A 19,851-nucleotide genomic window follows, 5' to 3' on the forward strand; every position below is an offset into this window, starting at 1 on the left:
ATAAAAGACTAACGATCCATCCATTGTTTAAAAAAAGGAGCTTTTTCTCTGCTTATGATCACTTCATGATCTGCAGTTCTTTTGAGCTGGATTTTGAGTTTAGAATTGAAGTAATTCGAAATGGATTTGATGCTTTCTGCACGAATAAAAAACTGTCTGTTGGCACGAAAAAAAAGATCAGGATCGAGTTCTTCTTCGAGTTCTTCCATGGTTTGTGCAATAGGAACTACAGTCATGTCTTTCAGAAAAAGGTGCGAGGTTTTAAATTCAGAGTAAATAAAATCGATATCCGAAACGTTGACGCTTTTATAACCGTCGCGAAAGTTTACTAAAAACCGAAGACGAAATGCAGGTTTGGTTACGAAGTCTTTAATTATTGCCGTTATATCGTTATTTCGTTGCGATGCAGTAAGCGATTTAAATTTTTGCAACGCTTGTTCGAGCTCGCTTTTCTCAATTGGTTTCATGAGATAATCGATGCTGTTCACCTTAAATGCGCGAATCGCATATTCATCATAAGCTGTGGTAAAAATAACAGGACAGTTGATCTTTACTCTTTCAAAAATAGTAAAACTTAAACCGTCGGCCAGACGAATATCCATCGTAATCAAATCCGGCATAGCATTGTTTTTGAACCATTCTACCGCGCCTTCAACAGTATCCAGAATATCTAGAATCTGGCAATCGGGTTCTAACTCCTGCAACAGTCTTTTTAAACGGCTGGCATTAATACTTTCATCTTCTACTATTAAAATTCTCATCATTCTTATATTAAAGGCAGTCGCACAAAATAAAACCCATCTGATTCTGAAAATTCAGGTTGTCTGTCAAATAGGATTTTATATCTAAATTTAATGTTTTTATTGCCAATTCCGGTAGAAATCAAAGTTTTTCCAGTGGTGGCCTGCATATTATTTTTTACGATAATATCTCCGTTATCAGAATAAATAGTAATCAAAAGCGGACTAGAGGTTGTCGCGCTATTGTGCTTTACGGCATTTTCAACCAAAAGCTGCAACGTAAGAGGTGGGAGTTGCTGTTTTAAATGATTTTCGTCAAGCGAAATAGTGAGCTGCACTTTTTCGCCCATTCGTTTCTTGAGCAGGTAGAAATAAGCATTTAGAAATTCAATTTCTTCTTTTACCGTGATGGTGTCCTTGTCTAAATTTGAAATCATATAACGGTACACTCGCGAGATATTTTCTAAGAACGAAGCCGCCGATTCTTGATCTTCATGAATCAGCTCAGTGAGTGTACTGAAATTATTGAACATAAAATGCGGGTCGAGCTGCAACTTTAGCGATTCCAGTTCAGAACGCGTTACTGCTTCCTGCAACTTCGATGCCTTTATTTTTAATTCTGCCGCTTCTTCTGAAGTGACACGCCAGCGATTGAGCAGAAAAATTCCGGTATGTATGAAACTGATAAATAATGATAAAATTGCGGCAATGATATTGGACTGCCAAATCATTAAAAGTTCGTTAGCATTAAGTTCTTCTGGATACAAAAACGACCAAAGAAACGAAAAAAGGTAATTTAAAAGACTGGTTCCGATAATGATAAACAAAAACTGCGCTACGGCCCTTATAATGGGTTTTTGCTCCCAACTGATCCAGTAATTGAGGCTTCTCCCAACAAAAAGGCTCAGCTCTGTTAAGATGCCGCAATAAATCAAAATAATCAGAATGTCTTTTGTCCAGCCAATTACAATTAAGGTATTGATGGTTCTTTCGTACGGATTCAGTAGAAAATACGACGATAAATAAACAAGAAATACAGCAGGAATTACGATCACCCTGTAGTATTTGTAGAAAAAAAGCTTTCCTTTTGTATTATTTATAGCGTTAAATTCCATATTTAAGTTTAAAAAATCACTGCTTACACTCAACTATTCGAGTCAAAAATGCAAAGCAGTGATTTCGGATTTTTTTTAGCTTATGATAAGCATTCTATTGCTTCTGTTTTTTCAGATTTCTGAGTAACGATGCTGCGTTCTCTCATGGTTCCCCATTTCAAACAGGTAGCGCCCCATGAAAAACCGGCGCCAAAAGTAGTAATCAGTATATTTTGTCCCGTTTTAAAATCGTCCTTAAAATCCCAAAGACAAAGCGGAATCGTAGCCGATGTGGTATTACCGTATCTTTCAATATTAACTTTTACCTTTTCCATCGAGATATCAAGGGCATTGCTTACTGCATTGATGATTCTTAAATTGGCCTGATGTGGCACTACCCAGTCTACCTCTTCCTTATCGATGCTGTTAAGTTCCAAAGCTTGAGCACAAGCCGAACTCATAGCTTCTACAGCTTTTTTAAAGACAAAAGATCCGTCCTGTTTCAGGTAATGTTGTCTATGAAGGATTGAGCTCATACTCGCAGGCACGGCAGAACCTCCTGCAGGAACAAAGAGTGACGAAGTTCCAGTCCCGTCTGTTCTCAAAACGCTTTTCTGCAATCCGTAACCCGATTCTGTATTTTCAAGCAGAACCGCACCTGCTCCATCGCCAAAAAGAATACAAGTGGTACGGTCGTCATAATCTACAATAGAACTCATTTTATCTGCACCCACAACCATTATTTTTTGGTAACGTCCGCTTTCGATCATTGCAGAAGCTGTTTCCAAAGCAAATAAAAATCCACTACAAGCGGCGTTTAAATCCTGTCCGAAAGCATTTAAAAGACCGCTTTTTTCGCATACTTTAGATGCCGTTGGCGTAAGAATATGATCTGGAGTTGCGGTTGCGAGAATCAAAACCTCAACTTCCAGCGGATTAACTTTATAATTTTCAAGAAGATTCTTAACTGCTTCGGCCGCAAGATCAGAAACTGCCTGATTTTCGCGGTCTGCAATTCTTCTTTCTTTTATTCCTGTTCTTTTTTCAATCCATTCTTCGGTGGTTTCTACCCTTTCTGAAATTGTTTTGTTATTTAAAATAGAAGACGGAACAAAGCCGCCTACTGCTGTAATCGCTGCTTTCATTTTTTTGTTTTTAGAAATAAATGCTTTTAATTTTCCTTTTACAAGGTTGTACAAAATAACGATGAAAATTGAAAAATACAATACCAAAAAGCAGAATAGGAAAAACAATGCTGATACAGCCTGCTAAAACAATGATTCCGGATGAAAACAATTCGAAAAATGAAATCTGTTTGCCCTGGTTTATGTAAATTGCGTACAAAACAAAAGCAATCATCACAATCGAAGAAGCCAAAAGCTGACGAAAAATTGCAGTACCCGAATCCAATAAAACTGTACTTAACATTTTTTCTTCCTTAAGCTTATAAATAACCATTTCTGTAAATGCAAAAGCTCCCAAAGCCGTAACAACCATATTTCCTAAAAACACTATTTCGATCAATTGACTAGACCTCCAATTTAAAAAAGCACATAAAATGGTCAGAAATATAAAATTCGAAACAATCATCAATGCTGGAATCAGCGCCAGCATATAGCTTCTGTATCGAAAAACTAAAGCAAAAAAGTATACTAGAAAAGAAGTCATTAGAACTCTGTCATCAGCATCTGCGATAAGAAACAATAAATCTGACTCTACTATCAAAATACTGCTTATTACTACTGCTAAAACCGTAAAAACAAGTAGTGCCATTTTTTTGTTACAAATAAGCGGACTTACAATCCAAACGATTCTTTTTGCTGCACCATCCATTTTCACATTAATCTTCATCAACAATTTCTCTGAAAATGACGGCTTTAAATCGTCTTGCTGTCTTTCTTGATTAATGTGAGGCAATAGTTTTACGCTCAAAACAGGAAGCAACAATAAGCTGTTTACAATCAAAACCAAACTTCCTGCAGAGATAATCCATTTAATATCATTTCCGTGGTTCGAGAGCAAATCAGAAAAAGAAAACAAGACCAACAACAGCAAAACAGGTAAAACAGCCGGAAAAATAACACTCATTGTTTTATTTACTGCTGCGAGAGCGTCTAGTTCTGAAGATTTTTTATTTTGATGAATGAATAGCAACAGAAAAGTATTCGTTAGAACTGCAACACCCAGCAGTACAATAAATATCGGAAGTACAGAATTATCAAGACAGACATCGAAAAAATCCATTAAAAAGACTGTCCCTAATAGAGTATTCGCCGAAACGAACATGCTGATGAATACCGAAACCAGATCTTTTAAAAACAAATAACTTGTGATGGTCGTAAGCAAAAACAAAATCATTAGACTGTTTTGGTCTAATGAAAATGGATTTCCGTTTTTTAGTACTGAAATACATCCGGAAACAAAAAGCAAAACCGGAAGAAGAGTAATTACAACAATATTATTAGCGTAATTTATTTTCATGATAAACAAATATTTACATCGGATAAGACAATAACGGGATATCCAGACCAGCAGCCATTATTCTTGTTTTGCTTCTGTGTACTAGAGAATCCCAAAAACCATATTTTTGAGGCACCATTACCAAAATATCAGCTCCATAAGCTTTAATCTCTTTGTAGATTTCGTCGATTACCGCATTAGAGCGTACACTTTTGTAAATGTACTTCACTTTTTCAATATCAAAATCAGATTCTGGACTCCAAATAAGTTCTGTCTGCTCTGATTTTAAGACATCGATTCTTTCATCAACACTGAAAAATTCGATTTCAAGACCAATTGTACCCACAACTTTTCGCAACCAGCTGAATCTTTTTATAGAGGACAAACTTAGTGAATCGCTGGCATAAAGTATCTTTTTTGTATCAATAAAATGTGCATTTAACGGAACTGCAAGAACTGGTATATTAATATTTTTTATAACTGAAGTTGTGGTATTGCCTAGCAGATCTTGCTCAAAAGAACGTTCTGCCATTCCCATAACAACCAGTTCTGCTTTTGATTCTTCTATTAAAACCTGAAGTTGATCTTCTACAAACGAATATGTACAGGAAGTTTTCACCTCAATATCAAAAAGCTTAGACAGTTCTTCTCCTAAGGCCTCCAATCTTTTGGTCTGTTTTCCGATTTGTTGCTGCATTGCCTCAGCCGAAATAAGCGAATTGGCACTGTGGACACTTAAAGAAAATGAATTGAATAAAATAAGTTTTGCTCCGGCTGATTTTGCAAGTCCGGCCGCATATGTAACGGCATTATTGGCGGTTTCAGAAAAATTGGTAGCGGCGATTATAGTAAGTTCTGATGAAGACATAAAACAGTTTGTTAGTTTTTACTATTACAAAATTGTTTTATAAAACTTCTTATTTCTGTAAAAACTAACCGTAACGTTATATTTTAAGCCTCAAACGTAAATTTTGCCCGCCGAGCTGATGCTGATTTAAAATAAAAATTCGTTTTTTAAGAACCGTAAGTGTTAAAAAAACAAATTTTTAAACAAAAAAAGGTATTCAAAAAACTGAATACCTTTAGCCTATTTACATTTTATTTTTCGTTAGAAACTCGCAAATTTCACCCCCAAACTAAACCATCTTGAAGGCAATGGCACCGCACCAACTTCAAAATAAGTAGTATTGAATATGTTTTGAGCATCTGCAAAGACTGTAAACTTTTTTATAGACTGGCTTATCCTGAAATCATTTATCCAGTAAGAAGGTCCTGTGACTCTTTCGTTAAAACGGGTTGCAAACAATACAGAGAATTTTTTGTATTGGTAATCGATTGTATTGGTCAATTGATGTTTTAATGACGAAATCAGGTATTTTGAATACGTTTCAGTTCTTGAATTTTTAAACTCGGCATCAAGATAAGAATAACCTAAAACAATATTCAGTCGGGAATCTGCAGCGAAATCAATTCGGTAAGTGCTTCGAAGATTTAAGCCGTTTGTACTTAAATCTCCTGTGTTCTGACTCTGCCACGGCACTGTCGTAACCATTCTCGTCCAGTCGATGTAGTTGGTTATTTTTCTGTAGAAATAATTGGCATTGAAAGTTAATTTTCTTTTGTTGAATTTAAATCCAATTTCACTCTGAAAGGCATTTTCAGAATCTAAATCGGGATTACCGATATTTCCGGTCTGTCTTAAATACAAATCTGTAAACGACGGAATTCGCTGGCTTGTACCCACGTTTCCAACAATTTTAAATTCATCGGTAATGACATAACTCGCATCAATTCCCGGATAAATCTGCCATTTATAATCTGAATTGTAATTAAGATAAGTCCCTAAATTCACGCTCAATCTTTCGAAGAAATTTGTTCGGTATTCTGCATAAATTCCGACGTTGTTGCGATCGTGATCACCAATGTTTGAAGAATGGATATCCTCATTTCTAAATTCGGCTCCAAAACCAATTTCGCCTTTAGAAAGTTTGACCGTCGAATTCAGTTCTGCTGCAATAGAATTGGTGTAATGCTGACTTCTGCCGGCATTTAAATTTGCGATTCCGTAATAGCGATAATCGTCATAATTGTATCGGTAACTTACTCTAGGCATGATTTTCCAGTTCTCGGTAATCGCATGTCTAGACTGAAGATTGGCAAAAGTGGTCTGGATCACCTCGCTCGAGTTTATATCTCCTGGAGCGGCATAAAATCCGTTTGCTCCAAAACCATTGTTGATATAACCAAAAGAACTTAAAATTTCGTTAGAATTGTTAAGCTGCACATTTCCCTGATAGAAAATCTTATTATTCTCGAACGCCGTATTGTAGCGATATCCGTTGCTTTTATCGTGCGAAGCGAAAATTGAATGCTGGTGTTTTTCTTTGCTTAAAACAGCTCCAAGCTGAATCCCGGTTCCAAAAAAAGTATCTCCTGTATCTTGCGAATCTTTCTCAAAATTCGAACCAGCGTACGAACTTACCAAAACACCCGATTCTGTTGGCTTTTTAGTTATAATATTGATAGCTCCCGTAAGACTGTTTACGCCATAAATAAAAGCGGCCGGCCCACGGATAATTTCAATTCGTTCTATTACCTCGACCGGAATCGGGATATTGAGCATGTTATGAGCCGTCTGCGGATCGATGATTTTGGTTCCGTTGAGAAGAACAACTGTCTGTTCAAAACTGCCGCCGTCTATGCTCACATCTGCCTGAGTGCCAAACGGTCCCCTTTGACGGATGTCTACTCCATTGGCATATTGCAGCACCTCTTGAATAGAACGTCCCGGAAGTTTTTCGATTACGGTTTTATCAATAACGTATATATTTCGGTTTTTCTTTGAAATCGGAGTACTGAAACGATTATCCTGAATAATAACTTCGTTAATATTGATGATAGAATCATTTTGTGCCTGAGCGTTTAAAGCCGCGCTGATCAGACCCAGTACAGCAAGATAAACTTTTGTCATTTTTTTTAATTTTTTGCCAAAAGTAGTGTACATATTCAATAAAGCAATAAATTCGGTTGGAGTAAGTCAAATAAATTTCATCTTATGAAGAGTAAACAATTCATAAATAATCAATTAGCTCACCACATTCAAAACCGATAATTAACGATTACTCCCACATTTGGTTGTTCGCTTCGCTTCTTGCTCTTCAGTATTTGTACATTGGCATTTTATAAAATTGAGCCAGTTGATTGTAAATCAAATTCAAACATAAAAGTTAATTTAAGGCTCTATTATAAAAATATTTAATTATGAGAGCAATCTGGACAGGATCAATAAGTTTTGGCCTTATCAACATTCCGGTAAAACTGTTTTCTGCGGTTCAGGACAGCAGTTTAGATATGGATATGCTGGATAAAAAAGATCATTCGAACATAAAATTTAAACGCGTAAACGAAAGCACCGGAAAAGAAGTCGCTTACGGCGATATCGTAAAGGGCTACAGAATTGAAGACAAATATGTAATTCTAGAAGACGAAGATTTTGAAGCTGCCGATGCAGAAAAAACAAAGACAATTGATATTCAGAATTTTACTTTCGAAAAAGAAATCGACTCCTTATACTATGAGCAACCTTACTATCTGGAACCCGATAAAGGCGCCGCAAATGCTTATGCTCTTTTGAGAGATGCAATGGCCTCTGCAGAAAAAGTCGGAATTACAAGTTTTGTTTTACGAAATAAAGAAGCATTGGCTATTCTTAAACCTTACAAGAATGTCATTGTTCTAAACCGTATTCGTTTTGAAGAAGAAATCAGAGATACATCTGAACTCAAACTTCCGGCAGTTTCTAAAACGAAAGCCAAGGAAATGGAAATGGCCGACAAACTAATTGACCAGCTTACAGAGCCTTTTGACATTTCTAATTATAAAGATGAATACACTGCTAAATTATTGAAAATCATAAAAGACAAGGCCAAAGGCAAAAAGGTGGCCAAGCCGAAAATGAAAGTTGTACACAAACAAAACGATGACTTGATGTCGATGCTAAAAGCCAGCCTTGAAAACAAGAAAAAGAAATCTTCTTAATATGTTGATGTTGAAATTATATAACAACCGCACTTTATTATGTAAAAACCGCATGCTGTCTGACAATATATTTACTCATAAATAACTTTAACCCCAGACAATTCATGAAAAAAGTTCTTAAAATTTTTCCATTAATAGTATTAACTATTACGCTAACCACTTCTTGTTCTGAACATTGTGATGATGAAGATTACAGATTGAAAGAGCAGGAAAAAGCAAATAAAGCGGCCTTAATTGCCGCTAAAGAAAAAAAGATTTGATTTGGTACGTTAAAAGTAAAGGCGTGCTGTTTATAAATAGACAGCACGCTTTTATTATGATTTGTGTTTCTTAAACCAAAATCAATTAATGTGCAGTTCTGCTTTTAGAATCTGTTGATTTTGCATTATCGCTTTTTCCTCGAGAACCAGATGTTGATTTTTGAGTTTTTCCAGAATCTTTCATTCCAGATTTCGAATCTTTTCTTGAAGTTTCCATAATGTTTTTTATTTAAAATTAACATTGTAAAGTTGTGATTTTCAACTTATAAATCATTACAATATTCTCTTTCAATATTATAAGATTTTATTGCAGATTCTGTATGATGTTATAATAATGTAAGAAATGACGCAAATCGTATAACCCAATTAAATATAAAAGATGCAATTTTTGTATGGTTAATCCATACACCTGAATAATTAACTTGTTTAATCAAAATTTTTACTAAAAATGGCTGATAATATTATACAAATTCTTTTAGCTGATGATGATCCAGATGACCGTTTGTTTTTTTCTGAAGCATTTGAAAGCACTTCACTGCGGTATAAATTAAAAATGCTTAATGATGGTCAGGAATTAATGGATTATCTTCACAGTCCTGACACTACGCTTCCTTCAATTGTCTTTTTAGATTTAAATATGCCTAGAAAAAATGGAATAGACTGTTTGAAAGAAATTCGCGCCGATGAAAAACTTAAAAACTTATCTGTCGCGATTTACTCTACCTCGTCGAGCACAGAAGATATTGACAACGCCTTTATTCTCGGAGCCAACATTTACATCAAAAAGCCTAACAATTTTAACGAATTAAAAAGGGTGTTGCAAAAAGTAGTTACGGTAAATTGGCAATTTCATACGGCCAACCTTAATAAAGAAACTTTTATGCTTACCGTTTAAGATAAATGAGCAAAAATCTGATTTTTAAAATATTATAAGTTTTAAATTGAATTCTGTAAAATATTCTACTCGAGATTGACAAATTTTGTATGACATCATTTAACTTAAAACTTTTGAGCTATGAAAAAAGATTTGATGAACGATTTCAGAGAAAATGATATCAATTACCAGTGTACTCCTGACCATATAGATACAGCACACGAAAATGAGGCTTTGGACCAGGAATTTACATCAGGAGACAATCCTGATACAAATTACAGGAATGCCGTCGAAAGCGAATTTGATGAAGAAATTATTGAAAGCGGCTTGAATCTGGCCGAAGACAATACGCCCTATTCGACACACGACGATCATAATCCTTACGACAGTTATAACTTGGATAATGAGGAGGAAAAACCTTTTTACAAAGACGATAAGAAAACTGCAGATCCTGAATTTGTAGTGGATTAATTATTACTAATTTAAATTTTAAAATCATGAGAAGTACAGAAACAATATGTGCCCTTTTAGGAGGATTTGCAATAGGAGCCGCTCTTGGAGTATTATATGCACCAGAAAAAGGTGAAGATTTAAGAAACAAAATCGCTGATATGAAATCAGACTGTATCAATAAATTAAAAGACAAGCTTTCGGACTTGACTTCAAAAACAGCTGACAACGCTAATGATGCAGCTACGGCTTAAGAAACTTTTACCCGAAAAAAATCCACTGAAAATTATGCTTTCAGTGGATTTTTTTTCATTACTACCTAAAAATCAATTAAATGAAACCGAACAACGACGAAGAAATCATGAACGAATTATTATCTAACGAAAGAACGCTTCTTTCTTGGATAAGAACCGGCATCGGTATCATGGTTTTTGGCTTTGTTGCAGTAAAATTTTCATTATTCATAAAACAGCTTCCAGCAAAATACATAGCCGAAACAGTTGCACCGGATAGCAACTTTACCGTTTATCTCGGAATTGGCTTGCTTATTACTGGAGCCTTAACTATTCTGCTGTCTTTTTTAAGATACCGCAAAACCGTACAGCTTTTAAAAGAAGGACGTTATCAGTATTCGACTGCAATGCTGACTTTTATTACCATGATGATTTTCATGATCAGTATCTTACTGATTGCTTACTTAGTAGCCGCGGCAGTCAAATAAAATCCATAATAAACTGATAATCAAAATAATTATCTGTAAATTATGCAATCCTATTTTTTTATCCTGTAATAATCGGATAAATATTGAAAGTAAATTTACAGTGATAGAATCATTCAAAAGAAAAATTCTATTGAGAAATTAATTTGAAAACATATCAGTTATGGCGCTTTCTAAATACAATCAGAAAAGAGACTTTAAGCAAACCAAAGAACCAAAAGGAAAGCTTGGAAAATCTAAAGACAAATTGATTTTTGTGGTGCAGAAGCATGCCGCATCACATCTTCATTATGATTTTAGGCTTGAATTAGATGGTGTTTTAAAGAGCTGGGCCGTTCCCAAAGGACCATCAATGAATCCAGATGATAAACGTTTGGCTATGATGGTCGAAGATCATCCCTATGATTATAAAGATTTTGAAGGCTCAATTCCAAAAGGAAATTATGGTGCTGGAAATGTCATCGTTTGGGATAACGGCACTTATCAATCTACTGATGAAAATGCAAACCCTGAAAAAACCCTGAAAAGCGAACTTGAAAAAGGACGAATGAGTTTTGTGCTAAACGGCCAGAAACTTAAAGGAGAATTTTCGCTTGTGAAACTAAAAGGCAAACAGGAAAATGCGTGGTTGCTGATTAAAAAAAACGACAAATTTGCCTCTGAAACCGATATTCTGAAAAAAAACAAATCGGTTATTTCGAATGTCACTCTAGAATCGATGGAGAAAAAAGCAGAAGCTTTGGAAAAAGAACTACTCAAAAAAGATTCAAAACTTTCGCAACCAAAAGCAAAACAGAAAAAAGGTACAGATGAAAATTCCTCTGCTCAAAAAGCCATTTTTATAAAACCTATGCTGGCCGATACCACCACCAAGCCCTTTGATGACCCTGAATGGATTTTCGAGAATAAATTTGACGGATACCGCGCCATTGCTGTCATTAATCCAGAAAATACAGAACTCTGGAGCAGAAATAAAATTTCATTCAACAAAAGCTTTGGCCCAATAGCTAGCGAATTGGAGAAAATAAATCATACAGCAGTTTTAGACGGCGAAGTTGTTGTAGAAGATTCCAAAGGAAAAACAAATTTTCAATTATTGCAGAATTATCTCAAAACTGGCAAAGGAACTTTAAAATACTACGTTTTTGACCTTTTGTATCTGGACGGAAACAGCACCATGAGCTTATCATTGCTCGAACGAAAAGAACTGCTGCAAATGTTATTGCAAAAACAAGAACTGACGAATGTTTATTTCTCCGAACATTGGGCAGAAAAAGGATTGGATTTGTATAAAAAGGCAGGAGAAAAACAAAATGAAGGCATAATTGCAAAAAAAGCGACTGCGGTTTACCATGCTGGAAAACGAAGCTCTGATTGGCTTAAAATCAAGATAAACCAACAGGAAGAAGCAATTATAATCGGCATTACTGAGCCTAAAAAATCACGCAACTATTTTGGTGCAATTCTATTGGGACAATACGATAATAAAAAATTAAAATTTATTGGAAAATGCGGTACAGGTTTTAATGAAGAAACCTTAAAAGAACTTTACCAAAAACTCGAACCGCAATTTACAGATGCAAGTCCGCTCTCAGAGAAAACAGGACTGCGAGATGTTATTCAATGGGTAAAACCAAAACTGGTCTGCCAAGTCAAATTTTCTGAGTGGACACAAGACCATCACCTGCGACATCCCGTTTATCTGGGTCTACGAATCGATAAAAAACCAACCGAAGTTAAATTTCCGAATATGAAAACAGAAGAGAAAAAAGAAAAGAAAGTTTCGACCGCAAAAAAAACAAAAGCGGAAAGTGATTTCGATTTAAAAATCGGAAAAACGACCTTGCATCTTACCAATCAGAACAAGATTTATTTTCCTGAAAGCGGCATTACAAAAGGTGAAATTATTGAGTATTACGATGCTGTTTCAGAACTTATTCTTCCTTACCTCAAAAACCGTCCGCAATCGCTGAATCGTTTTCCGAACGGAATTAACGGCCAGAGCTTTTACCAAAAAGATATAGCACTCGAAAAAGTTCCTTCGTGGCTCAAAACAGAAAAAGTGTATTCAGACTCGAATCAGGAATATCTAAATTACCTGATCTGCAATAACAAACAGACCCTTTTGTACATGGCAAACTTGGGATGCATTGAAATGAATCCGTGGAATTCGACTATCAAACATTTAGAAAATCCAGATTGGCTGGTTTTAGACTTAGATCCGGCAAATAATAATTTTGAAGAAGTGGTGGAAACTGCGCTCACTGTAAAAAACGTGATGGATGAGCTCGAAACTGCCTGCTATTGTAAAACCTCAGGGGCAACGGGCCTACATGTATATATTCCGCTCGGCGCTGCATATGATTATGATTCTGTAAAAATCCTCGGCGAACTGATCGCCAGAGAAGTACAGTCAAGACTTCCTGACACGACTACTCTGGAACGTTCCATCAAAAAAAGAAACAACAAATTATACATAGATTATCTTCAAAACAGACGAGGTCAGACCTTGGCATCGCCCTATTCTGTAAGACCTGTGCCTGGTGCAAGTGTCTCTACTCCGCTTGAATGGGACGAAGTAAACAAAAAACTGCATCCGTCGCAATTTACCATCAAAAATGTATTAAAACGTTTTGAAGAAAAGGGCGATTTATGGAAACCAGTTTTAGGAAAAGGCGCCAATATTAAAAGCATTATCCATAAACTGGAAAATCATACAATCAAAACATAAGAGTCGCAAATCTGTTAAGTTCTATATTCTATATTCCACTATCTAAAAAACCGTAAATTTGACTTACAGTAATAGAAAAGAATTCGAATGTTACGACCTTGGCCACTAGAAATTCAGTTAGACAAAAAATCAGATAAAGCATTGTACCTTCAAATTGCTGATGCCGTTATCGACGCTATAAAAATCGGAAAACTCGCTGGCGGAAACGCACTTCCAGGAAGCAGGCAGCTAGCGGGATTATTGAATGTAAACCGCAATACGATTATAGAAGCGCTCGATGTACTGACCGCAGAAGGATGGCTGCTTACGATTGACCGAAAAGGAACTTTTGTAACAGATACTGTTCCCGAAATTATTCCTAAAAAAATAAAAAAGGAACTAGCAGAAAATACCACGGAAATATCAGTTCCGCATTTGGTTTTTGATGACGGATTTCCCGACAGCCGCCTTGCTCCTATGGGCGATCTGGCAAGAGCTTATAGAGAAATTTTCAGCCGAAAATCGCGCTGGCAGATTATGGGATACAGCAGCGAACTCGGCAACGCAGAATTCAGAAAATCTATTGCTCAGATGCTTAACTTTAAACGAGGTATGAGTATTTCGCAAAACCAGATTTGCATCACGCGAGGCAGCCAAATGGCAATGTATCTGGCCGCGCATTGTGTGCTAAAAACTGGAGACGCGGTTTTGATTGAAAATCCAGGATACAAGCCCGCCTGGGAAGCTTTTGAAAATGCTGGAGCCGAATTACTTCCTGTCGATGTTCAATCTGACGGCTTGGATATTACTCAAATCGAAGAATACCTTCAAAAGCATCACAACATAAAAGCCGTTTATGTTACCCCGCACCATCAGTTTCCGACTACGGTTACTTTGTCTTTGAAAAAAAGAATCAGGCTTATTGAACTTTCCAATCATTTCGGATTTACCATAATTGAAGACGATTACGACAACGAATTTCATTTCGGACAACGTCCTGTACTGCCAGTTTCTAGCTTTTCAGGACTTCAAAATTATATTTACATCGGAACCTTTAGTAAAATTGTGGCACCTGCATTAAGAATCGGTTATTTGGCAACTTCTTCAGAAAACATTCAGAAAATAGCGCAACACCGAAAAATAATTGATGTTCAGGGAGACAATATTATGGAAGAAGCGGTCTTAAACCTCATCAATGAAGGAAAAATCAAACGTCATCTCAAAAAAGCCAACTTGATTTATAAAAGCAAAAGAGACCATTTCGAAAACCTTTTAAATCAGTACCTTCACGACAAAATCACGTTCACAAAACCCGAAGGCGGACTAGCTTTTTGGATTGTTCCCAATTCTGAAGTCAATGTTTTGCAAATTCATGAAAAACTGAAATCTCAGGGAATTCAGCTTATAAGTCCTGAGAAATTCAGTTATAACAAAACCGTCCAAGGTTTTCGTCTAGGTTATGCTTCTCTTTCAGAAAAACAGATGGAAGACGGCATTAAAGCGCTTTCTAAACTTTTGTAAAGTTCTAAATTTACAAGCAGTATAAACGATTTGCTTTCGCAAAAAACGTTGTTTTAAAATAAGTTTTAACTCGTTGGGTGAAATTATTTTCAACACATAGAAACATAGTTTAACTAAACTTAAAAAAGGCGTTTCACTAGTGTAAATGCACATAGTTTAGCTATTTGTGGAAACTTGTTTGTTCCATTTTCTTTTTTCGGCACAAAAAACTATGCTTCTATGTGTTAAAATGCTTTTATTTTTTTATTACACCCAACGGGTTAAGTTTTATCCGTCTCTATGCGAAAGCAAATCTATTTCATCCGCGTTCCATCAGTTACAATTTTCCATTTCAATTATAGAAAATCCATTTTCTCGAATCTGGTTTTCAACCTCAATCGGCGCTTTGTCAATATGACAAAAACGGCATTCTTTAGAAGACAAAGCCTGTCCTTCCTGCGCAACGCTTTTTAGGTATTTTTTACCATACTCATACACTTGTTCGGCATCATTCAAATTTTCATCAACCAAAATATCAAAGTGCATTATTTTTCCGTCTTTGCGGGTTACATAAGTATCCCAAACTGCTATTTTCATCTTCTTTTAGTTTCTAAGTTTCTAAGTCACTGAGTGACTAAGTTTTATTGTTTTACACTACAAATTTACATCGGATTTAAAAATTGAAAATCATCCAGTTTCTGCATTTTTTAGAAAATACTGGTCCACCAAAAGTCTGGTATTTATGATAATCATTTGGAGCTGTTTCCAGCCATCCACTATATCTTTTTCTGCCTAAAGAAGGCAGAAAAAGGATGCCGTTCCTGTCTGGGCTATTTTAGAAAGACCCGTTTTTCAAAAGAACAACTGGACTACTTCAAATAGAACAAACTGGATTAAAACTACAATCCAGATTAAGCTTAAATTTGCGATATGAAAAATGAAATCATTTTTAATTTACTAAAGGTGCATCAGCGGATCGAAAATGCCTGCAAAGCTTCGGGGCGAAATCCTGACGATGTGCAGCTTTTATTGGCTACGAAAACCGTTCCGGCAGCTAAAATTAGAATCGCGATTGAAGCCGGGGAAACATTAATCGGCGAAAACAAAATGCAGGAATTGCGAGATAAAAACGATATTTTAGGACGATTGCCAATTGAACGACATTTTATAGGGCATCTTCAAACTAATAAGGTAAAAGACGTCCTGAAGTATGCGAGCTGCATACAGTCGTTGGACAGGTTAAGCCTTGCCGATGAATTGCATAAACAACTTGTACACCAAAAGAGAAAGCTGGATGTTTTTGTACAGGTCAATACTTCGTATGAAGAAAGCAAATTCGGATTGGCACCAGAAAACGTTTTGAATTTCATTCATACCCTAAAAGACTATGAAACTTTAAACATTAAAGGCTTAATGACGATTGGACTTTTAGATGTCGAAAAAGAAAAGATGCGTCCGTCTTTACGGCTTCTTAAAACAATTCGCGATGAAATCTATGCCGCCAAGATCGATTCTGTTACCGATTTAAAACTTTCGATGGGAATGTCGCAGGATCTCGAAATGGCTATTGAAGAAGGTTCTAATATGGTCCGAATCGGAACTTCAATCTTCGGAAATCGTTTTTTGGGAAAAGAAATCTGGAATGAAAATCTGGCAGAATAATCAATTACTGAGTTCCAAACCAAAATATATTGAATAAAGCCTATTTTTGCATCAAAAATCAAGAAATGAACTTACATGATCTTACCTTAATCGATACAGAAAAAATTGCCTTGGAAGATTTATTTTTCAGTGATGAAAACAAAAATGCTCTGGTGCAAATCATTAAGGAACATCAATACATTCATGAACTTCAAAAATACAATCTGAAAGCCGACAACAAGATTTTACTCCACGGAAGTTCTGGCTGTGGCAAAACGACCACTGCAAAAGCGATTGCACAGAAACTTCAGAAAAAAATCGTAATTGTCAACCTCAGCACTATTATCGATGCTCGAATTGGCGAAACATCCAAAAACTTAAAAGCCGTCTTCGACAAAGCAATTCGGGAGAAAGCGGTTTTATTTCTGGACGAATTTGACCAAATCGGAAAAAGCCGTGACAGTGAAGACAAAGATGTAGCCGAAATGCGTCGTCTAGTCAACACGATTATCCAATTGTTTGACTATTTTCCTTCAGACAGCTTGTTGATTTGTTCTACGAATCATTACGAAATAATCGACAGCGCACTTCTTAGAAGATTCCAGCTTCGCTTAAAATACGATTTGCCTTCATCAGAACAGCTTGACGTTTATTACGACAAAATTTTAGGGCAGTTTCCGATGCATTTTCAAAATATAGAACGCCGTTATGGAATTTCGTATGCCGAAGTGTTAGATTACATTCATACCACAATGAAAAAACAGATTATTGCAAAACTTGAATCTGAATAACTGTTAGAAAAAATTGAAGGAAATTTTTTTTTTCAATCTATCACATTCACCAAGGAGTTACTAAAAAACAAAAACAGCTGCAAAAATTATTTGCAGCTGTTCTTCTTAAAAAAAGAAAGATATTCACTCGGGGAAGGAATATATTTTAATATTCCGTTATATTTAAAGACCTCTAGTAAGCCATCCTCTTTTGCTTGCCGTTGCTATTGCATACGGTGCAATCCAGAATAAACTGAAGGTATAAAAAACACTGTAAGAGTATGCCCAGAAAGATTCTGATAGGTTGTATCTTTTAGCATAAAATACCATAGAAAAGGTCGAGAGAATCAAAATTCCTAAAAATGTTGAGCTCAAAAATAAAGCAGGATGCACTGCAATAAAAAAGAACATAAACAACAGGAACGGATACGTCATTGCAATCTTGAAAAACTGATTTAAAAACAACAGTCTAGCTCCTAATTTTGACTCTTTTCTAAAGTTTTTGAAAACAAACTTAGCCATAGCTAGATTTTCACGCACATTACTTCTGCTCCATCTGATAAACATTTTATAAAGCCCTTTATAATCTTCAGGAACATTGGTCAATACTACCGCATTACGCTGAAACAATACATGCAATCCTTGTTTTAAAATCATGTTGGTCATGGCGCGGTCTTCTCCAATATCTGACGGTTGCCCCATAAAAGTCTGATTGATCCACTCTGGAAGACAGTTAAACACCGCATCTTTTCTGTATGCTGCCAAAGCACCAGGCGTACATAAAACAGAACCTACTCTACTTTCAGCAGAACGCATGAACTCAAAACTCATTACAAAACTTACGTTCAGCATTTTTGGCAAAATTGCTTTTTCATTGTTCAGCACCTGTACGTTTCCGGCCACGGCACCACATTTTTCATTTACCACAAACGGACTCACCAAGTTTCTCAATGTATCTTTTTTCACAATAGAATCACTGTCTACTGTTACAAAGATGTCTCCCGTTCCTAGGTTAAAGCCGCGGTACAATGCATGACGTTTTCCTTGATTTTTAGGCTGTTGAAAGATGGTTACTCGATCTCCTAATTTCTTTTTTGCTTCCTGCATCCAGTACCAAGTATCATCTTTACTTCCGTCATCAATAGCCAAAAGCTGAATTTTATGAGCAGGATAATCACTTTCTGCAAGACTCAATAAAGTATTGTACACTAATTTTCCTTCGTTATAAGCGGGAACAATTACGGTACAAGTTGGCAGCAAATCGTCTGAAACCGACGGAATCGCTTTATAACCAAGAAAAAGATAAGAATTATATAAAAACACCGCTGTCTGATAAAAAAACAAAAGCGTGGCAATTATTAAAAACGGAAACCCCCATGAAGAATTGATTCTTTCGAGTTGAAAGGCTTCAAAATCTTCCTGCAAATGATATACAGAAAAAGCTCCTGCTATCATTAAGACAAATGTTCCTATCACGATAGAAAGCCCAAGTGTGCTGGCTGGTCTATGTACAAATGTCGAATATGAGTTACTCTGAGAATTAAAAATTTTATTGGTTAAAGAATCTGTGCGAACGGCACTTTTTGCTGTATAAAATTGGTCTGAGATAATTGTTTCGCTTTCCATGCTTGTATGTCTGTTAGTTTGTACTATGGCTTTTAAAATTCTCGTTTTCTGGATTTATTGATTAGGGAAATCCGAAAAACAAATTGATGTAATGCCAATAAACAAGCGATGTGCCATTATCACTTTTTCCTGATTTTTAGGCTTTTAACCCAAAAACAGATAAATCAAGGTGTGTAATTTTTTTACACTTGTACCCCGAGGTAAACAGAAAATGTGTTTTTTTTGATGTCGTAAGTATGAAAAAGAGAACTAACTTTTTCTTGACAAAAGAGATAATTTTTAAAGCTTGTGGAAGCTTTTTATTATAACGCAGCATCCTGAAAAAAATTGTAATAAGAGCGTTATAAAAAGTGCTTTTTGAATAGAAATTAAATTTTTAAAAACAAAAAAACTAATTTTGTAAAAAAAGTACTAATATTAAAGGTACAGTCTAAATTATTAGTCATACAAGTGATTAAAACTGTTAAAATTAGTGTTATCTTAGCATACATAAAAAAAATAAAATATATTATCTAACCAATGAACCAATTCACTTTCAACATATTATTAGCCGATGATGATGTAGACGATTGCGATTTTTTCAAAGAAGCTCTCGAAGAAACATCTGTACAAGCCAGACTTTTTATGGTTCATGACGGTGTCCAGCTGATGAATTATCTAGAAAAAAATGCGCCAGACAACCTTCCCGATGTTCTTTTCTTAGATTTGAATATGCCACGCAAGAACGGCTTGGAATGTATCTCTGAAATCAAACAAAATAAAGGACTGGCCGAAGTTCCCATAATCATCTTTTCTACTTCGCTTGATAGCGAAATTGTGGAAACATTATTTAAAAAGGGTGCCTCTTATTATATACGAAAACCAGGCGATTTTTCTAAACTGAAAAAAGTGATAGAAAATGCCTTAACTACAGCATCTGCAGAAAACTTTAAACAGCCTGCAAGAGCTTCTTTTGTACTGCAATCCTAAA

The 19,851-nt window shown here is 35.7% G+C and carries 20 protein-coding genes; 11 read left to right on the forward strand and 9 right to left on the reverse strand.

Features of this window, described 5'->3' with window-relative positions:
• Positions 1–8 precede the first annotated feature (8 nt).
• The 6 genes from E0W73_RS03465 to E0W73_RS03490 all read right to left on the reverse strand — a co-directional run bounded on the left by E0W73_RS03465 (position 9) and on the right by E0W73_RS03490 (position 7,265).
• Positions 9–761, reverse strand: coding sequence for a LytR/AlgR family response regulator transcription factor (locus E0W73_RS03465; protein WP_135220936.1), 753 nt, complete (start codon positions 759–761; stop codon positions 9–11).
• 5 nt (positions 762–766) lie between these two features.
• Complete coding sequence (locus E0W73_RS03470; RefSeq protein ID WP_135220704.1) at positions 767–1,855, reverse strand: sensor histidine kinase; 1,089 nt, start codon at positions 1,853–1,855, stop codon at positions 767–769.
• Between the two features lie 80 nt (positions 1,856–1,935).
• Positions 1,936–2,979: a beta-ketoacyl-ACP synthase III gene (locus E0W73_RS03475; RefSeq protein WP_135220705.1), complete on the reverse strand. Its 1,044-nt coding sequence runs from the start codon at positions 2,977–2,979 to the stop codon at positions 1,936–1,938.
• 10 nt (positions 2,980–2,989) lie between these two features.
• Positions 2,990–4,315, reverse strand: a complete 1,326-nt coding sequence (locus E0W73_RS03480; protein WP_135220706.1) for a hypothetical protein — start codon at positions 4,313–4,315, stop codon at positions 2,990–2,992.
• 13 nt (positions 4,316–4,328) lie between these two features.
• Entirely contained in the window at positions 4,329–5,162 is an 834-nt protein-coding gene (locus tag E0W73_RS03485; RefSeq protein WP_135220707.1) for a universal stress protein, read from the reverse strand.
• Positions 5,163–5,402: 240 nt separating this feature from the next.
• The gene (locus tag E0W73_RS03490) at positions 5,403–7,265 is read right to left on the reverse strand and encodes a TonB-dependent receptor plug domain-containing protein (RefSeq protein WP_135220708.1); all 1,863 of its coding nucleotides are present in this window, start codon (positions 7,263–7,265) and stop codon (positions 5,403–5,405) included.
• Between the two features lie 290 nt (positions 7,266–7,555).
• Between E0W73_RS03490 and ku the strand changes: the two genes are divergently transcribed.
• Positions 7,556–8,332, forward strand: coding sequence for a non-homologous end joining protein Ku (ku, locus tag E0W73_RS03495; RefSeq protein WP_135220709.1), 777 nt, complete (start codon positions 7,556–7,558; stop codon positions 8,330–8,332).
• A gap of 104 nt (positions 8,333–8,436) precedes the next feature.
• Positions 8,437–8,592, forward strand: a complete 156-nt coding sequence (locus tag E0W73_RS21365; RefSeq protein WP_162847652.1) for a hypothetical protein — start codon at positions 8,437–8,439, stop codon at positions 8,590–8,592.
• A gap of 85 nt (positions 8,593–8,677) precedes the next feature.
• Here E0W73_RS21365 and E0W73_RS21640 read toward each other — a convergent pair whose 3' ends face one another.
• Positions 8,678–8,809, reverse strand: a complete 132-nt coding sequence (locus E0W73_RS21640) for a hypothetical protein (RefSeq protein WP_262710877.1) — start codon at positions 8,807–8,809, stop codon at positions 8,678–8,680.
• A gap of 231 nt (positions 8,810–9,040) precedes the next feature.
• Between E0W73_RS21640 and E0W73_RS03500 the strand changes: the two genes are divergently transcribed.
• The 6 genes from E0W73_RS03500 (at position 9,041) to pdxR (ending at position 14,865) form a co-directional block, all read left to right on the forward strand.
• Positions 9,041–9,487, forward strand: coding sequence for a response regulator (locus tag E0W73_RS03500; protein WP_135220710.1), 447 nt, complete (start codon positions 9,041–9,043; stop codon positions 9,485–9,487).
• A gap of 120 nt (positions 9,488–9,607) precedes the next feature.
• Positions 9,608–9,937 carry a hypothetical protein gene (locus tag E0W73_RS03505; RefSeq protein ID WP_135220711.1) on the forward strand — a complete coding sequence of 110 codons (330 nt, stop codon included), beginning with the start codon at positions 9,608–9,610 and terminating at the stop codon, positions 9,935–9,937.
• Between the two features lie 26 nt (positions 9,938–9,963).
• Positions 9,964–10,170 (forward strand): YtxH domain-containing protein, encoded by a 207-nt coding sequence (locus tag E0W73_RS03510; RefSeq protein ID WP_135220712.1) that lies wholly within the window; start codon positions 9,964–9,966, stop codon positions 10,168–10,170.
• 80 nt (positions 10,171–10,250) lie between these two features.
• Positions 10,251–10,637, forward strand: coding sequence for a YidH family protein (locus tag E0W73_RS03515; protein WP_135220713.1), 387 nt, complete (start codon positions 10,251–10,253; stop codon positions 10,635–10,637).
• A gap of 160 nt (positions 10,638–10,797) precedes the next feature.
• Positions 10,798–13,365: a DNA ligase D gene (gene ligD, locus E0W73_RS03520; protein ID WP_135220714.1), complete on the forward strand. Its 2,568-nt coding sequence runs from the start codon at positions 10,798–10,800 to the stop codon at positions 13,363–13,365.
• 87 nt (positions 13,366–13,452) lie between these two features.
• Positions 13,453–14,865 (forward strand): MocR-like pyridoxine biosynthesis transcription factor PdxR, encoded by a 1,413-nt coding sequence (gene pdxR / locus E0W73_RS03525; protein ID WP_135220715.1) that lies wholly within the window; start codon positions 13,453–13,455, stop codon positions 14,863–14,865.
• A 312-nt stretch (positions 14,866–15,177) separates the two neighbouring features.
• Here pdxR and E0W73_RS03530 read toward each other — a convergent pair whose 3' ends face one another.
• Positions 15,178–15,441, reverse strand: coding sequence for a DUF2024 family protein (locus E0W73_RS03530; RefSeq protein ID WP_135220716.1), 264 nt, complete (start codon positions 15,439–15,441; stop codon positions 15,178–15,180).
• Between the two features lie 333 nt (positions 15,442–15,774).
• Here E0W73_RS03530 and E0W73_RS03535 point away from each other — a divergent pair, with 333 nt between their 5' ends.
• Positions 15,775–16,506, forward strand: a complete 732-nt coding sequence (locus E0W73_RS03535; protein ID WP_135220717.1) for a YggS family pyridoxal phosphate-dependent enzyme — start codon at positions 15,775–15,777, stop codon at positions 16,504–16,506.
• Between the two features lie 65 nt (positions 16,507–16,571).
• Positions 16,572–17,276: an AAA family ATPase gene (locus E0W73_RS03540; RefSeq protein ID WP_135220718.1), complete on the forward strand. Its 705-nt coding sequence runs from the start codon at positions 16,572–16,574 to the stop codon at positions 17,274–17,276.
• 162 nt (positions 17,277–17,438) lie between these two features.
• On the opposite strand, the gene E0W73_RS03545 is transcribed toward E0W73_RS03540, so the two are convergent.
• Positions 17,439–18,881 (reverse strand): glycosyltransferase, encoded by a 1,443-nt coding sequence (locus tag E0W73_RS03545; RefSeq protein WP_135220719.1) that lies wholly within the window; start codon positions 18,879–18,881, stop codon positions 17,439–17,441.
• A 519-nt stretch (positions 18,882–19,400) separates the two neighbouring features.
• On the opposite strand from E0W73_RS03545, the gene E0W73_RS03550 reads away from it, so the two are divergent.
• Complete coding sequence (locus E0W73_RS03550) at positions 19,401–19,850, forward strand: response regulator (RefSeq protein ID WP_135220720.1); 450 nt, start codon at positions 19,401–19,403, stop codon at positions 19,848–19,850.
• The last annotated feature ends 1 nt before the right edge of the window (position 19,851 follow it).

It is taken from the genome of Flavobacterium foetidum, from assembly GCF_004634245.1.
Classification (GTDB): Bacteria; Bacteroidota; Bacteroidia; order Flavobacteriales; family Flavobacteriaceae; genus Flavobacterium; species Flavobacterium foetidum.

Coding starts and splice junctions, on each gene's coding strand:
- E0W73_RS03465 (WP_135220936.1), bottom strand. CDS start 761: ATGAGAATTTTAATAGTAGAAGATGAAAGTATTAATGCCAGCCGTTTA.
- E0W73_RS03515 (WP_135220713.1), top strand. CDS start 10,251: ATGAAACCGAACAACGACGAAGAAATCATGAACGAATTATTATCTAAC.
- E0W73_RS03545 (WP_135220719.1), bottom strand. CDS start 18,881: ATGGAAAGCGAAACAATTATCTCAGACCAATTTTATACAGCAAAAAGT.
- E0W73_RS03470 (WP_135220704.1), bottom strand. CDS start 1,855: ATGGAATTTAACGCTATAAATAATACAAAAGGAAAGCTTTTTTTCTAC.
- pdxR (WP_135220715.1), top strand. CDS start 13,453: ATGTTACGACCTTGGCCACTAGAAATTCAGTTAGACAAAAAATCAGAT.
- ku (WP_135220709.1), top strand. CDS start 7,556: ATGAGAGCAATCTGGACAGGATCAATAAGTTTTGGCCTTATCAACATT.
- E0W73_RS03500 (WP_135220710.1), top strand. CDS start 9,041: ATGGCTGATAATATTATACAAATTCTTTTAGCTGATGATGATCCAGAT.
- E0W73_RS03485 (WP_135220707.1), bottom strand. CDS start 5,162: ATGTCTTCATCAGAACTTACTATAATCGCCGCTACCAATTTTTCTGAA.
- ligD (WP_135220714.1), top strand. CDS start 10,798: ATGGCGCTTTCTAAATACAATCAGAAAAGAGACTTTAAGCAAACCAAA.
- E0W73_RS21365 (WP_162847652.1), top strand. CDS start 8,437: ATGAAAAAAGTTCTTAAAATTTTTCCATTAATAGTATTAACTATTACG.
- E0W73_RS03475 (WP_135220705.1), bottom strand. CDS start 2,979: ATGAAAGCAGCGATTACAGCAGTAGGCGGCTTTGTTCCGTCTTCTATT.
- E0W73_RS03480 (WP_135220706.1), bottom strand. CDS start 4,315: ATGAAAATAAATTACGCTAATAATATTGTTGTAATTACTCTTCTTCCG.
- E0W73_RS03535 (WP_135220717.1), top strand. CDS start 15,775: ATGAAAAATGAAATCATTTTTAATTTACTAAAGGTGCATCAGCGGATC.
- E0W73_RS21640 (WP_262710877.1), bottom strand. CDS start 8,809: ATGGAAACTTCAAGAAAAGATTCGAAATCTGGAATGAAAGATTCTGGA.
- E0W73_RS03490 (WP_135220708.1), bottom strand. CDS start 7,265: ATGACAAAAGTTTATCTTGCTGTACTGGGTCTGATCAGCGCGGCTTTA.
- E0W73_RS03530 (WP_135220716.1), bottom strand. CDS start 15,441: ATGAAAATAGCAGTTTGGGATACTTATGTAACCCGCAAAGACGGAAAA.
- E0W73_RS03505 (WP_135220711.1), top strand. CDS start 9,608: ATGAAAAAAGATTTGATGAACGATTTCAGAGAAAATGATATCAATTAC.
- E0W73_RS03540 (WP_135220718.1), top strand. CDS start 16,572: ATGAACTTACATGATCTTACCTTAATCGATACAGAAAAAATTGCCTTG.
- E0W73_RS03510 (WP_135220712.1), top strand. CDS start 9,964: ATGAGAAGTACAGAAACAATATGTGCCCTTTTAGGAGGATTTGCAATA.
- E0W73_RS03550 (WP_135220720.1), top strand. CDS start 19,401: ATGAACCAATTCACTTTCAACATATTATTAGCCGATGATGATGTAGAC.